This is a genomic window from Neisseria dentiae, from assembly GCF_014055005.1.
GTDB lineage: Bacteria > Pseudomonadota > Gammaproteobacteria > Burkholderiales > Neisseriaceae > Neisseria > Neisseria dentiae.
The window spans coordinates 895995-908908 of the sequence record NZ_CP059570.1 but is presented as its reverse complement, the minus strand read 5'-3'; the positions used below and the strand labels follow the sequence as shown (position 1 = coordinate 908908).

Below are 12914 nucleotides of genomic sequence, written 5' to 3'. Positions count from 1 at the left end.
ACAGGCCGTCTGAACACGGTTTCAGACGGCCTGCCGCAAATACACAACCCAGACCAGAAGGAGAATATTATGAGCAATATCAAACCCGTGATCATCCCCAAATGGGGCTTAACCATGGAAGAAGGCACCATCAGCGAATGGCTGGTCGATGTGGGCACGCCCGTTACCGTGGGCATGGAAATCCTGAACATCGAAACCGACAAACTCACCAACGCGGTCGAAGCCGCCGATGCCGGCGTGCTGCGCCGCATTCTGCACGGCGGCGGCGAAACCCTGCCCGTGAAAACCCTGATCGGCATTTTGGCCGACGCCGACACCAGTGAGGCCGAAATCGACGCCTTTATCGCCTCATGGGTGCCGCCCTCTGCCGACGAAGTCGACGAATAAGCCCGCACACCGCTTTCACAAACACAGGCCGTCTGAAAAACACCGGCGATATGCAGCATTTTCAGACGGCCTGAAATCTTTGCAAACCCAACAAGGAGAAACATCATGGCACAAAAAACCGCCGTTATCACAGGCTCGGCCGACGGCCTCGGCAAAGGCATTGCCGAACGCCTCGCCCAAGACGGTTTCAACATCGTTTTGTCCGACATCAACGCCGAAAAACTCGCCCAAACCGAGCAGGAATTCAAAAGCCGCAACCAGCCCGTTACCGCTTTTCATGGCAATGTGGCCAAGCGCGAAGACCAGTTTGCCCTCGTGCAGCACGCCGTTGCCGCTTTCAGCAGCATTGATGTGTTTATCAACAACGCCGGCATCGAAGAAGTGATGCCGCTCGAAAACGTAACCGAAGCCGATTTCGACCGCGTGTTCGACATCAACGTCAAAGGCGTGCTCTACGGCATTCAGGCCGCCGCCGAGCAGATGAAGAAACAGGGCGGCGACAAGGTTTACAAAATCATCAACGCGTGCAGCATCGCCGGCCACGAATCGTTCGACCTTTTAGGCGTTTACTGCGCCAGCAAATTTTCCGTGCGCGCACTCACCATCGCCGCCGCCAAAGAGCTGGCCAAATACAAAATCACCGTCAACGGCTACTGCCCCGGCGTGGCCGGCACCAAAATGTGGGAGCGCATCGACGCCGAAATGGGCAAACACCTCGGTCTGAAACCCGGCGAAGCCTTCGCCAAATTCTCGGCAGGCATTCTGATGGGCCGCACCCAAGTGCCGCAAGACGTGGCCGCGCTGGTGCATTATCTGGCATCGCCCGATTCCGACTACATGACCGGCCAATCGGTGATTATCGACGGCGGCATGGTTTACCGTTAAACCTGCGGTTTGCCTGTTGTTTGAACACGTTTGACACTTGCGTCATACTCGGGCTTGACCCGAGTATGGCGGAGCCAGATATTTCAGACGGCCTGCAAACCAAGCATCGATACAAACCAAATCAAACCTTCACCCGCGCCTTGCCTGCCGCACTCTGATAAGCCTTTTCCAGCAAATCCAAAACCTGCGCCACCTGCTGCGGTTTCACCGCCAATCCGGCGCCGTTAACCAGCACATCGTAAAGGTTGCGGTAAAACGCGCCGTAGTCGCCGCGTGCACCTTCAAAGCGTTGGCGGATCACGTTTCCTTCGGCGGTTTTCGTGTGCAGAATGCCCCATTGCTCTTCGGGTTCTCGGTTCCAATCACCCTCGGGCACCGCGCCCGCGCCCAGCAGGGTTTCCTGATTGTCGGCGTTCTGTTTCACATAAGAGCCGCGCTTGCCGTGCAACGCCATAAACGGCAGCGGTTCGCGCATATATTTGCCCGCCGTCAGCGAAACTTTTTTACCGTCGGGGTAATAAAACAGCATTTGAAAATTATCGTCGCTCACCGCGCCTTCGTGCTGGTAGCGCACGTCGGCATAGATTTCCTGCGGCAGGCCGAACAAATCCACCGCCATATCGGCCAGATGCGAGCCTAAGTCGTACACCAAACCCACGCCCGCCTCGCCGGTTTCTTTCCAGCCTTTTTGGTTTAAGCCCTCGGCGTAACGCTCGAAACGGATTTCGCAATCAACAATATCGCCCAACAGGCCGTCTGAAAGCAGCTGCTTGGCGGTTAGCGGCGCGGCGTCCCAGCGGCGGTTTTGATACACCGCCAGCACCACGCCCTGCTTATCGGCCAGCGCCGCCAGTTCGCGCGCTTCGGCTGCGGTGGCGCACAGCGGCTTTTCCACCACCACGTGCTTGCCCGCCAGCATGGCTTGTTTGGCAAACTCGAAATGAGTTTGGTTGGGCGTGGTAATCACGATTAAATCCGTATCGTCTGCCAATAAGCCGCTAAAATCGCGCACGATTTCGGCTTCGGGCAGCACTTCCTGCGCCGAGTTACCCGAACGCTGCAACACGCGCACCACTTCAAACCGCCCGTCCGCCCGCCAAAACGGCAGGTGGAACACTTTGGCGGAAAGGCCGAAACCGGCCAGGCCGATTCTGATGGGTTGATTCATGGCGAAGCTCCTGTTTTGTTGTTGAGTGTTATCCTAAGCCTACCGCTTTTTCAGGCCGTCTGAAAGAGAAACATAGTGGATCACATTTAAACTGATACGGCGTTGGCTCGCCTTAGCTCAAAGAGAACGATTTTGTAAGCCGCTGAAGCGGCAACAGAATCGGTTCCGTACTACCTGTACTGTCTGCGGCTCGCCGCCTTGTCTCAATTTAAATTTAATCCACTATAAGCTATAATGGCGCCGGTTGAATATCAGGCCGTCTGAAACTTTTTTCAGACGGCATCATTGATTTAAAGGATAAGTCCATGAGAAAACCCCAACGGGGCTACGCCCGCCAAGACCGCGTAAAAGAACAGATTATGCGCGAGCTGGCCGAGCTGGTGCGCAAAGGTTTGAAAGACCCGCGCGCCGGTTTCATCACCATCAACGATGTGGAAGTTACCCGCGATTACAGCCACGCCACCGTTTACTACACCGTGCTCGACGATGCCACCCGCGAAATCACCGAAGACGCGCTCGAACACGCCAAAGGCTATCTGCGCAGCGAATTGGGCAAACGCATCAAGCTGTTCCGCATACCCGAGCTGCATTTCAAATACGACGAATCGCTGGAACGCGGCATGAGCATCTCGCACCTGATCGATCAGGTTGCGGCGGAAAAACCGGTGGAAGACTGAACGGAAACCGCAACCGCCCCCAGGCCGTCTGAAACACCGCCCTTTCTCCGCAACACACACTAAAACCCCGTATGCACAAACCGCCCAAACGCCCCGTAAACGGCGTGCTGCTGCTCGACAAACCGCAAGGGCTGTCGAGCAACACCGCCCTGCAAAAAGCCCGCCGCCTCTACCGCGCCGAAAAAGCGGGGCACACCGGCGTGCTCGATCCGCTCGCCACCGGCCTCTTGCCCGTGTGTTTCGGCGAAGCCGCCAAATTCGCCCAATACCTGCTCGATGCCGACAAAGCCTACACCGCCACGCTGAAGCTAGGCGAAGCCACCGCCACGGGCGATGCCGAAGGCGAAACCGTTGCCACCGCGCCCGCAAATATCAGCCCGGCCGCTTTTCAGACGGCCTGCCGCGCGCTAACGGGCAAAATCCGCCAAGTGCCGCCGATGTTTTCGGCGCTGAAACACGAAGGCAAACCGCTCTACGAATACGCCCGCAAAGGCATCACCATCGAGCGCAAAGCGCGCGACATCGAAATCTATTCGATCAACATCCGCTCGTTCGCCCCGCCCGCCGCCGTGATTGACGTGCGTTGCAGCAAAGGCACCTACATCCGCACCCTCAGCGAAGACATCGCCAAACACACCGGCACCTTCGCCCACCTCACCGCCCTGCGCCGCACCGAAACCGCAGGCTTCACCATCGCCCAAAGCCACACCCTCGAAGCGCTCGAAGCCTTAAGCGAAGGCGAACGCGACACGCTGCTGCTGCCGTGCGACGCGCTGGTGCAACACCTGCCCGCAGCCGTTATCAGCGAACAAGCCGCCGATATGCTGCAAAAAGGCCAGCGCCCGCAGTTCGACGGCCAAACCGCCGCCCTGCCCTTGCGTATCTATCGCGAAAACGGCGCCTTCATCGGGCTGGCCGAACCGCACGAAGGCCGTCTGAAAGCGGTACGGCTGATGAATACGGCGCAATAGTTCGCCCTAAAACCGTTGAAAAATCCCAAAAAACGCCACAAAAGTTTATGTGCCGTTATCGCCGACCCGCTTACTTGGTAACCGTTTCTTCATGCCCGGGCTTGACCCGGGTATCTCCGCTCCTTTTCAAACAATAAGATGAACCGGTCAAGCCCGTGCATGATGCAGAGACTTCAAAAACCGACATAACTTGTAAAAGTTACAAGCCGCAACCTTTGCAAAAATACCTTCAGGCCGTCTGAAATGCTTAAATCCCGTTATTCCCGCACGGGCGGGGAATAACGGGATTCAGGTTTTAATTTGATTTTTAAATGTTCAGGCCGTCTGAAAGGTTTCAGACGGCCTGAGTGGGTTTTACAAAGGCTTCGGTTTCAAATTCCAGCCGGTTAAAGCCTCCGGTTTCCGCGTTATTTCGCCAATCCCGCCACGCACTGTTTGTCGCGTGCTTCAAAGGCTTCCGCACCGCCGAGCAGTTCGAGCTGTTCCTGCGGGCTGATTTTGCTGAGCGACTGAATCTGCTTGTCGCTCAGTTTTTCCAGCGGTTCGTCCCACATACAGACACAGTAGCTTTCGATAAGCTGTTCCGACTTTCCTTCCAAACCCGCGGCTTTCAAATCGGCCTGCCATTTTTCGGAAAAAGGCACGTTTTTCACGCACGAATCCACAATCGCCTGCTTGGCTTTGGGCTTCGACAGCGCGCAGTTGGAAAGCAGGCCGAAGCCGGCAAACAGCCCCAGCACCACAAACGCCCAAATGCGTATGGTGCGGATTTTGGCGCGGGCTTTGCGGCGCTGCTCGTCAGGCGTCGGTTCGCGCGCTGCGGGTTTATCCGTTGCGGCCATGCAGGCTCTCCATGCGGATCATCACCACCGGCGCATACACCACATCGAGCGCTTCAATGGCGGCAATGGCGGTTTTGATGTTTTTCTCAACCGTGCTGTGGGTCAGAATCACGATTTCGGCCAAGCTGCCGTCGAGCACGCCTTTTTGAATCAGCGCCTCGATGGAAACGTTTTCTTTGGCCAATAGGTTGGCGATCTGGCCGAGCACGCCCGGCTGGTCTTTGGCCTGCACGCGCAGATAATAGCTGCTGGTGATTTCGTCCATCGGCAGCATGGGTTGCGCTTTGACCTGGCTGGGCTGGAAAGCCAGATGCGGCACGCGGTTGCCGGGGTCGGCGGTAATCAGGCGGCAGATATCGATAATGTCGGCCACCACCGCGCTGGCGGTCGGCAGCGCGCCTGCGCCCGCACCGTAATACAGGGTTTCGCCCACCATATCGGCATCAACGCGCACGGCGTTCATCACGCCGTTTACATTGGCCAGCAGGCGGCATTCGGGAATCAGGGTGGGATGCACGCGCAATTCCACGCCTTTGTCGGTTTTGCGGGTGATGCCCAAAAGTTTCACGCGGTAGCCCAGCTCTTCGGCGTATTTGATGTCGCGGCTGTCGAGCTTGCTGATGCCTTCGAGATAGCAGGCGTTGAAGTTGACGGGCGTGCCGAACGCCAGCGCGCTCATAATGGTGATTTTGTGGCCGGCATCGTGGCCTTCGATATCGAAAGTCGGGTCGGCTTCGGCGTAGCCCAATTCCTGCGCTTTTTTCAGCACTTCGGCAAACGCGCTGCCTTTTTCGCGCATTTCGGTGAGGATGAAATTGCTGGTGCCGTTGATGATGCCCGCAATCGATTGGATATGGTTGGCCGCCAAGCCTTCGCGCAAGGCTTTGATAATCGGAATACCGCCCGCAACGGCCGCTTCAAACTGCACCATCACGTTTTTCTGCTCGGCCAGCGAAAAGATTTCGTTGCCGTATTCGGCCAAAAGTTTTTTATTGGCGGTAACGATGTGCTTGCCGTTTTCGATGGCTTTGAGCACCGCGTCTTTGGCCGCGCCGGTGCCGCCGAACAGCTCCACCACCACATCGACGTCGGTGCGCTGCACCAGCTCGAACGGGTCTTTCACAAAAGCGGCTGCGGGGCAGACGGTGCGGGCTTTTTCTTCGCTCGAATCGCACACGGCCGAAATATTGACTTCGCGCCCCAGGCGGCGGCTGATTTCTGCGGCGTTATCCTGCAACACGCGGGCGGTGCCGCTGCCCACGGTGCCCAAACCCAGAATCCCGATATTCACTGGCTTCATTCTGTCTCCTTAAGCCGTTGTATGTTAGTATTTTACAAAGCGCCAATGCTTGGCGAAAAGACCGTAATCCTACCTGAAAACGGCCTTTTCTGCATCTTTTTAACGGATTGGAGTTGCTCTATGCTGATTGAAGAAACACGCCCCGAAGGGCAGGCTGCGGTTACGGCTTATGCGCCGGGCAGAATCGAAATCGACGGACAGGTTTATACGCAGGCCGTCGTGCTCGCCGGCGGGCACATCGGCAGCCCCGCCAAAGCCGAACCCGCCGGCCTTTCGGCGGAAGATTTTTTTCAGACGGCCTCCGAACACGGCGGCCTGCCCGAAGTAGTGTTGGTGGGCACGGGCGAAAAACAGGTGTTTCTGCACCCGAAAACCGCCGCCCGATTGGCCGCCGAAGGCGTGGGTTTGGAATGTATGTCCACCGCCTCCGCCTGCCGCACGTTTATGATCCTGCAAAGCGAAGGCCGCAAAGTGTGGGCTTGGCTGTGGCCGTAATCGGTATATTCTATATAGTAGAAAAACTTATAGTAGAAAAACTTAGGGGCTTAAGCCCAAGGGTCGATTTCGCAATATTTTAAGCAAGACTTTATACAGATCATCATGCCTGTGATTGAAGTGAAATTCGGTTTCCTTTAAGTGTAAATAGAAAGTCTGTTTCGATACACCGTTAAATTTAACCAAGCGGTTTTTGGCATAACCCCAAAACGACTCGATGCCGTTAATGTGTTGTGCACCCCGGGCGAACTCGTCTGCACCATGATGTACCCGGAAGTGCTTTTCATAGCCCATATCGACCAAACCGTGATAGCCGCGCCAGCCGTCGGTATTGATGACACTTTCAACAGCAACCCGCCCTCGAATAACCTGTTGCAGTGTAGCTTTCGAGGTATCCGGCACGATTTCGGTATAGACTTTGTCGTCCCGTTTTAAGATGCCGAAAACAATGGTTTTGCCTCCCGCTCCCCGCCCGCGTTTACCTCGGATGCGTTTGGCGCCAAAGTAGGATTCGTCCAGTTCGACCACACCGGCAAAGGGAGTTTGCCGTTCACATTCAGCAGCCATACGGCAACGCAGTTTGAGAAACAGATTATTAACACTTCGGGTACTGATGCCGGTGAGTCTGGCGGTATCGGAAGCGGTCAAATCAAGTGCGAAAAGACGCAGGATTTGACGGAATTTTGATTCGGTAATTTTACTGAACTTTTGGTACTTGTTTTTAATAGGCATATCAGAAGCTTACCATCATTTTTGCTGATTTTGCTTCCTAAAACCCCTTTTCTCAACCTGTTGTGTAAACAACCCGACCATTTCCTACATCTCAGGCCGTCTGAAAAAGATTGAACTGCACCCCAAAAGTTGGACACCCCCTTCAACTTTAAAAGGTGCAGTTTTCTTATGTCCAAATATAACCTACACTTCAAATACCGAGCCGTACTCCATTACCACCAAGTGCACAGCCAACAGCGCACCGCAGAGCACTTCAACGTCTCACGCACCCACCTGCGCCGTTGGATTGCCGCCTACCGGCAAGGCGGCATCGCCGCACTCCGGCACCCGCAGGCTAACCCCATGAAGACCAAACGCAAAAACCCGTTTACCGCCGACAAACCCGACCACGAAAAAACACAGGCCGAACTGATTGAAGAATTGCGATACATGAGGGCGGAGAACGACTACCTAAAGCACATGAAAACCCTCAACGAAAAGGAAGCGGCCGCCGCCAAAGCTGCGAAACCGTCCAAACGCTGAGGGCAAAGCACCCGCTGAAATACCTGCTGCACAGTGCCGGCATTCCCAAAAGCAGTTTCTACTACCACACCGGCAAAACCGATCCCGATACGGCGGCCAAAACCGCAGTGAGCGAAGTCTACCGCCGACACAAAGGCCGTTACGGCCACCGGCGGATTGCCGCCGTATTGTCGTGGAACAAAAAGAAAGTACAGCGCATTATGGGTTTGTTGGGACTGAAAGCCAAAGTCCGCAGTAAAAAAACCTACCGTCCGCAAACAGTGGGAGAGGCTTCGGACAATATTCTCAATCGTGAGTTTACCGCCGGCAAACCGGCAGACAAATGGCTGACCGATGTGACGGAGTTCAAATGCACAGACGGGAAGCTGTACTTATCGCCGATATTGGATGTGTTTAATCGGGAGATTGTGGCCTATTCTTTAGGCCGCAGAGCAAACAGTAAAATGGTGGCGCAAATGTTGGACCAAGCATTCGGCCGTCTGAAAGGCCAAACGCCGCTGCTGCATTCCGACCAGGGTGTGCTTTACCGCACCGAGGCTTATCGAACGAAATTGGCTGAGAAAGGGATTGTGCAAAGTATGTCGCGCAAAGGCAATTGTTGGGACAATGCGCCGATGGAGAGTTTTTTCGGTACACTGAAAACGGAGAGTTTCTATCAGGAAGGTGCGCTGTCGGTGGCGGAGCTGACAGAGGTAATAGATGATTACATACATTACTACAATCATGAACGGATTAGTTTAAACTTGAAAAAGCTGAGTCCTGTCGGCTACAGAACCCAGCTTGAAAAGGCTGTTTGAGAAAGATTCTTAAATTGTCCAAGTATTGGGGGACAGTTCATATTTTTTCAGACGGCCTGTTTCCAAGCAAACCACCGCGCTTAACGGAAGAAATCGCCCATACCTGCGGGCAGGCCCTGGGTAAACACGCCCATGGTTTTGTTGGTGGTTTCTTCGGCCTTGTTGCCCGCATCGTTGATGGCGGCCAGAATCAGGTCTTCCAGCATTTCTTTATCGTCGGCGGCTTCCTGAATCAAATCCTGGCTGATGTCGATTTTGCGCACAACGTGGTTGCAGGTCATCACCACTTTCACCAAACCGTTGCCGGCTTCGCCGTCCACTTCGGTTTCGGCCAGCTTGGCCTGCGCTTTTTTCATGTTTTCCTGCATTTGCTGGGCCTGTTTCATCAGGCCGCCCAATCCGGCTTTTCCGAACATGGTGTGTACTCCTGTTTTAAAGTTTGGGATTAAAAAGTAAGTTTAAGTTTATAGTTAAACTACTTAATTCGGTAACAGTTGCGTCATATTTGGGTTTGACCCGGGTATCTTGCGTTTCATCAAGTTTTGAGATACCCGGGTCAAGCCCGGGTATGACGTCCGTTATTTTTCTTAAGTTGATTAACTATAGTTGTTTGCCAACTCAATTAAGGCCGTCTGAACGGTTTGGCAAGGCTTTCAGACGGCCTGATACCTTGGCAAAACCCGCAAAAGTCTTGACCGTCATTCCCGCGCAGGCGGGAATCCAGGCGTTTGGCATCCAAGTATTGGTTTAATCAATACGCCAATATTTTCATCTGGATTCCCGCCTGCGCGGGAATGACGGAATTTAAGCATTTCAGATGGCCTTAAGGTAGTTTTGCAAAAGCCTCAGCCTGCGTTATTCCTGCGCCTGTTTTAGTTCCAGCGTTTCCGGCAGCCATTGTGCCTCGAAAAGCTGCAAAATCTGCCGGGCGGCGGGGTCGGCTTCGAGCAGTTGCTGTGCTTGTTGGCGGCCTTCGATTTGCAGGCGGTTGCGGCGCATCACGGGGGTTTCCCAGCCTGCATCGTCGCGCCAGGCTTCGGTTTGCAGTTTCAGGGTTAAACCGTAGGCTTCGGCCAGCGTGTTTTGGATTTTATCCAGCCGCTCTTTGTTGGTGGTGGCGCGGGCCTCTTGGGTGAGGGCAAACACCAGCAGGCCGTTTTCGGCGTCGTAGCGGGTAAAGGCGGCGTTTTGGGCGATCATTTGCGCGGCGCCGAGTTTGACGGCCAGGCGTTTGGCAATCTGCGGCCAGTTTTCGGGTGCCAAATCGGGCAGTGCGGCAAAGGCGGCTTCGGCTTCCGTCTCTCCGTCCGCACCGCCGTCCTCCGCCGCTTCTTCCGTCTGCCCGGCTTCCGCGCCGAACATATCTTCTACTGGCAAATCGACGGGCGGCAGGGGGTAAGCATCGTCTTCGGGGAAATACGGCGGCTCGTCGGGATAATCCGCGCCGTTATCGTAAAAGCCGTGTCCGAAACCGGTTTCTTCAACAGAGGCCGTCTGAAAGGTGTTGTCGCCTGCACCAACCGCTTCTTCTGCAAAAACGGGTTCGGCGGCGGCGGCGGTGTCCTCCGACGGCAATGTTTCGTTTGTTGCGGAAACGGTGGAGAGCGGCCCGGCTGCTAGGGTGTCCGGTGTGGCAGGTGTTGCCGTTGCGGGTTCGGCCGTTTGCGTGTTTTCGGCAGCCGCAGCGGGCGGTTCGGATAATCCGGCGGATTCCGCCGTATCTTCCCACTGCGGCGTGTCTTCTGCCGGATAACCGCCGCTGCTTTCAGACGGCCTGTTTGCGTGGTGTGAGGCCGTCTGAACGGTTTCTTGAACAACATCGGCGGCCGTGTTTGAAACCGGGGTTTCAGACGGCCTGTCCGGCAGAATCAGGGGCTTTTTTGCGGCGGGTTCCGCGTATTCGGGGTTGTGCAGCTGCGTGCCTTCGATTACGCCGCCGGCATCGTGGGCTTTGGCGGCAATCGGGGCGAAGGCGAGCATACGCAAAAGCGTCATCACGAAGCCTGCGTATTCGTCGGGCGCGAGGCTCAAATCGTGTTTGCCGTGGATGGCGCATTGGTAATAAAGCTGAATCTGCTCGCCGCTCAGGTATTGCGACAGGCGCAGCAGGGTTTCGTGTTCGGGGTCGCCGGCAACGGCGGCGGGCACGGTTTTCGCCAGCGCCAAACGTTGCAGCAGCATGGCCAGCTCGCTTAAGGCGTTGTCGAAGCCGATGGCGCGTGCGGCCATTTCCTGCGCTTTCAGCAGCAGCGCTTCGCCGTCTTGGTTAACGATGCCTTGCAGCAGTTCGTAAAGATAGCGTTTGTCCACCGCGCCTATCATCTGGCGCACGTCGTGCTCGGTTACGCTGCCCGAACCCATGGCAATCGCTTGGTCGAGCAGGCTTAACGCATCGCGCATCGAACCCATGGCCGCACGCCCCAACAGTTGCAGGGCGGGCGCTTCGTAGGCAATCTGCTCCACCGTGAGCACGTGCGCCAAATGGTCGGCCACCTGCTGGGTGGTCATGTTGCGCAGCACAAATTGCAAACAGCGGCTCAGCACGGTAATCGGCACTTTGTGCGGGTCGGTGGTGGCAAGAATAAACTTCACATGCTCGGGCGGCTCTTCCAGCGTTTTGAGCATGGCGTTGAACGCGCTTTTCGAGAGCATGTGCACTTCGTCGATGATATAGACTTTGTATTTGCCGGCGGTGGGCGCGTATTGGGCGTTTTCGAGCACTTCGCGGATGTTGTCGATGCCGGTGTTGGAAGCAGCGTCGATTTCCAAAAGATCGACATAACGCCCCGCGTCAATCTGCGTGCAGCTTTGGCACACGCCGCAAGGCTCGCCGTGCGACGGCGTTTCGCAGTTCAGGCTTTTGGCGAGAATGCGCGCAATGGTGGTTTTGCCCACCCCGCGCGTGCCGGTAAGCAGATAGGCATGGTGCAGACGGCCTTCGTCGAGCGCGTTACGCAAGGCTTTGACAACGTGCTCCTGCCCGACCAGATCGGCGAAAGTTTTGGGCCGCCACTTACGGGCGAGAACTTGATAGGCCATAAATGATTGCTTTACAAACGGTAATTGTCGCTCACACCGTTGGCGATGTCGCGCACGGCGGTTACATACATGCGGCTGTGGTTATACTGCCAAACGGTGTAGAAATTATTCAAACCGATATAGTATTCATACACGCCCGGGGCGGTTTCGAGGCGGTAGAGCACGGCTTTTTCGTTGTCGTCCACCACTTCCTGCGGGGTAACGCCCAAGCGTTTCAAATCGCCCACGGTGCGGGTGAGCGCGGTTTTTTCGTCGATGATGTTTTGCAGCTCTTGGGTGATGGTGAGCGTAACCGGCACCACCATTTTGCCGTTGGTCTGCCAGCCGTGGGCTTTCATATAGTTGGCCACCGATGCGGCCACGTCGCCGATGTTGTTCCAGATGTCGCGGCGGCCGTCGCCGTCGTAATCGACCGCATATTTGCGGAAGCTCGAAGGCATAAACTGCGGCATACCCATCGCACCGGCATAGCTGCCTTGAAAGCCGAACACGTCGCGCCTTTCTTCTTTGGCCATCAGCAGAAATTCGTGCAGCTCTTTCTGAAAAAATTCGGCGCGGCGCGGGTAATCGAACGCCAGCGTGCTCAGCGAATCGGCCAGGCGGAAGCTGCCCATATTGGTGCCGTAATTGGTTTCGATGCCGATAATGGCCACGATGATTTCGGCGGGCACGCCGTAGCTTTTGGCCACGGCGTCAAGGGTTGCCTGATGCCGGGCGTAAAAACGCTTGCCGCCCGCAATTCTGGCCGCGCCCGAATTGCCGGTACGGAATTCATACCACGGGCGTGAGGTGCCGGGGCGGTTCATAATATTGATGATGTTGCCCTTGTAAATCACGCCGTCGAAAAAACTTTGCAGCTCGCCCGCCGAAAATTTGCCGCCGGCGGTTTCGTGGGATATAAATTTCTGCACGTTGGCATTGGCGTTAAACCCGCCCACAGCTACCGAATCGGCGGAATGGTCGAATACGGGGCGTTTGCCGACAGGCGGAACCGGTGTTTCTTTGGCGGAACCGGCGCGGCCGGTTTGAGTGTCGCTGCTGCATGATGCCAAAACCAATGCAGAAAGTGCGATCAGGGCGGTTTTTTTCATGAGTAATT

14 protein-coding genes are annotated in these 12914 nt (G+C 55.7%); 7 read left to right on the top strand and 7 right to left on the bottom strand.

The window, feature by feature from the left end:
- Positions 1-69: 69 nt before the first annotated feature.
- A complete protein-coding gene (locus H3L92_RS04285) occupies positions 70-387 on the top strand; it encodes a biotin/lipoyl-containing protein (protein ID WP_085366825.1) in 318 nt (105 codons plus the stop codon).
- A gap of 105 nt (positions 388-492) precedes the next feature.
- Positions 493-1272: an acetoin reductase gene (locus H3L92_RS04280; RefSeq protein WP_085366824.1), complete on the top strand. Its 780-nt coding sequence runs from the start codon at positions 493-495 to the stop codon at positions 1270-1272.
- Between the two features lie 121 nt (positions 1273-1393).
- On the opposite strand, the gene H3L92_RS04275 is transcribed toward H3L92_RS04280, so the two are convergent.
- Positions 1394-2440, bottom strand: a complete 1047-nt coding sequence (locus tag H3L92_RS04275; RefSeq protein ID WP_085366823.1) for a Gfo/Idh/MocA family oxidoreductase — start codon at positions 2438-2440, stop codon at positions 1394-1396.
- Positions 2441-2745: 305 nt separating this feature from the next.
- Between H3L92_RS04275 and rbfA the strand changes: the two genes are divergently transcribed.
- Positions 2746-3117: a 30S ribosome-binding factor RbfA gene (gene rbfA / locus H3L92_RS04270; protein WP_085366822.1), complete on the top strand. Its 372-nt coding sequence runs from the start codon at positions 2746-2748 to the stop codon at positions 3115-3117.
- A gap of 71 nt (positions 3118-3188) precedes the next feature.
- Positions 3189-4088: a tRNA pseudouridine(55) synthase TruB gene (gene truB / locus H3L92_RS04265; RefSeq protein WP_085366821.1), complete on the top strand. Its 900-nt coding sequence runs from the start codon at positions 3189-3191 to the stop codon at positions 4086-4088.
- Between the two features lie 407 nt (positions 4089-4495).
- On the opposite strand, the gene H3L92_RS04260 is transcribed toward truB, so the two are convergent.
- Both H3L92_RS04260 and H3L92_RS04255 read right to left on the bottom strand, forming a co-directional pair.
- Positions 4496-4930, bottom strand: coding sequence for a hypothetical protein (locus H3L92_RS04260; protein WP_085366820.1), 435 nt, complete (start codon positions 4928-4930; stop codon positions 4496-4498).
- Entirely contained in the window at positions 4914-6230 is a 1317-nt protein-coding gene (locus tag H3L92_RS04255; RefSeq protein ID WP_085366819.1) for a homoserine dehydrogenase, read from the bottom strand. Before H3L92_RS04255 ends, H3L92_RS04260 begins: the two co-directional genes overlap by 17 nt.
- A gap of 120 nt (positions 6231-6350) precedes the next feature.
- On the opposite strand from H3L92_RS04255, the gene H3L92_RS04250 reads away from it, so the two are divergent.
- Positions 6351-6725: an Mth938-like domain-containing protein gene (locus H3L92_RS04250; RefSeq protein ID WP_085366818.1), complete on the top strand. Its 375-nt coding sequence runs from the start codon at positions 6351-6353 to the stop codon at positions 6723-6725.
- Positions 6726-6767: 42 nt separating this feature from the next.
- Here H3L92_RS04250 and H3L92_RS04245 read toward each other — a convergent pair whose 3' ends face one another.
- Positions 6768-7457 carry an IS1595 family transposase gene (locus tag H3L92_RS04245; protein ID WP_115336305.1) on the bottom strand — a complete coding sequence of 230 codons (690 nt, stop codon included), beginning with the start codon at positions 7455-7457 and terminating at the stop codon, positions 6768-6770.
- A 168-nt stretch (positions 7458-7625) separates the two neighbouring features.
- On the opposite strand from H3L92_RS04245, the gene H3L92_RS04240 reads away from it, so the two are divergent.
- Complete coding sequence (locus H3L92_RS04240; RefSeq protein ID WP_115336199.1) at positions 7626-7979, top strand: helix-turn-helix domain-containing protein; 354 nt, start codon at positions 7626-7628, stop codon at positions 7977-7979.
- Positions 7877-8776: an IS3 family transposase gene (locus H3L92_RS04235; protein WP_115336201.1), complete on the top strand. Its 900-nt coding sequence runs from the start codon at positions 7877-7879 to the stop codon at positions 8774-8776. The genes H3L92_RS04240 and H3L92_RS04235 overlap by 103 nt, the downstream gene beginning before the upstream one ends.
- An 80-nt stretch (positions 8777-8856) precedes the next feature.
- On the opposite strand, the gene H3L92_RS04230 is transcribed toward H3L92_RS04235, so the two are convergent.
- From H3L92_RS04230 to mltB, 3 genes are all read right to left on the bottom strand, one after another.
- The gene (locus H3L92_RS04230) at positions 8857-9192 is read right to left on the bottom strand and encodes a YbaB/EbfC family nucleoid-associated protein (RefSeq protein WP_085366916.1); all 336 of its coding nucleotides are present in this window, start codon (positions 9190-9192) and stop codon (positions 8857-8859) included.
- Positions 9193-9631: 439 nt separating this feature from the next.
- Complete coding sequence (dnaX, locus tag H3L92_RS04225) at positions 9632-11815, bottom strand: DNA polymerase III subunit gamma/tau (RefSeq protein WP_085366917.1); 2184 nt, start codon at positions 11813-11815, stop codon at positions 9632-9634.
- An 11-nt stretch (positions 11816-11826) separates the two neighbouring features.
- A complete protein-coding gene (gene mltB, locus H3L92_RS04220; RefSeq protein ID WP_085366918.1) occupies positions 11827-12906 on the bottom strand; it encodes a lytic murein transglycosylase B in 1080 nt (359 codons plus the stop codon).
- Positions 12907-12914 lie beyond the last annotated feature (8 nt).

What these genes read in the sequence shown, in the direction of transcription:
- H3L92_RS04230 (WP_085366916.1), bottom strand. Translation starts at nt 9,192, where the DNA reads ATGTTCGGAAAAGCCGGATTGGGCGGCCTGATGAAACAGGCCCAGCAA.
- H3L92_RS04280 (WP_085366824.1), top strand. Translation starts at nt 493, where the DNA reads ATGGCACAAAAAACCGCCGTTATCACAGGCTCGGCCGACGGCCTCGGC.
- mltB (WP_085366918.1), bottom strand. Translation starts at nt 12,906, where the DNA reads ATGAAAAAAACCGCCCTGATCGCACTTTCTGCATTGGTTTTGGCATCA.
- H3L92_RS04250 (WP_085366818.1), top strand. Translation starts at nt 6,351, where the DNA reads ATGCTGATTGAAGAAACACGCCCCGAAGGGCAGGCTGCGGTTACGGCT.
- H3L92_RS04285 (WP_085366825.1), top strand. Translation starts at nt 70, where the DNA reads ATGAGCAATATCAAACCCGTGATCATCCCCAAATGGGGCTTAACCATG.
- H3L92_RS04245 (WP_115336305.1), bottom strand. Translation starts at nt 7,457, where the DNA reads ATGCCTATTAAAAACAAGTACCAAAAGTTCAGTAAAATTACCGAATCA.
- H3L92_RS04240 (WP_115336199.1), top strand. Translation starts at nt 7,626, where the DNA reads ATGTCCAAATATAACCTACACTTCAAATACCGAGCCGTACTCCATTAC.
- H3L92_RS04275 (WP_085366823.1), bottom strand. Translation starts at nt 2,440, where the DNA reads ATGAATCAACCCATCAGAATCGGCCTGGCCGGTTTCGGCCTTTCCGCC.
- H3L92_RS04260 (WP_085366820.1), bottom strand. Translation starts at nt 4,930, where the DNA reads ATGGCCGCAACGGATAAACCCGCAGCGCGCGAACCGACGCCTGACGAG.
- H3L92_RS04255 (WP_085366819.1), bottom strand. Translation starts at nt 6,230, where the DNA reads ATGAAGCCAGTGAATATCGGGATTCTGGGTTTGGGCACCGTGGGCAGC.
- rbfA (WP_085366822.1), top strand. Translation starts at nt 2,746, where the DNA reads ATGAGAAAACCCCAACGGGGCTACGCCCGCCAAGACCGCGTAAAAGAA.
- truB (WP_085366821.1), top strand. Translation starts at nt 3,189, where the DNA reads ATGCACAAACCGCCCAAACGCCCCGTAAACGGCGTGCTGCTGCTCGAC.
- dnaX (WP_085366917.1), bottom strand. Translation starts at nt 11,815, where the DNA reads ATGGCCTATCAAGTTCTCGCCCGTAAGTGGCGGCCCAAAACTTTCGCC.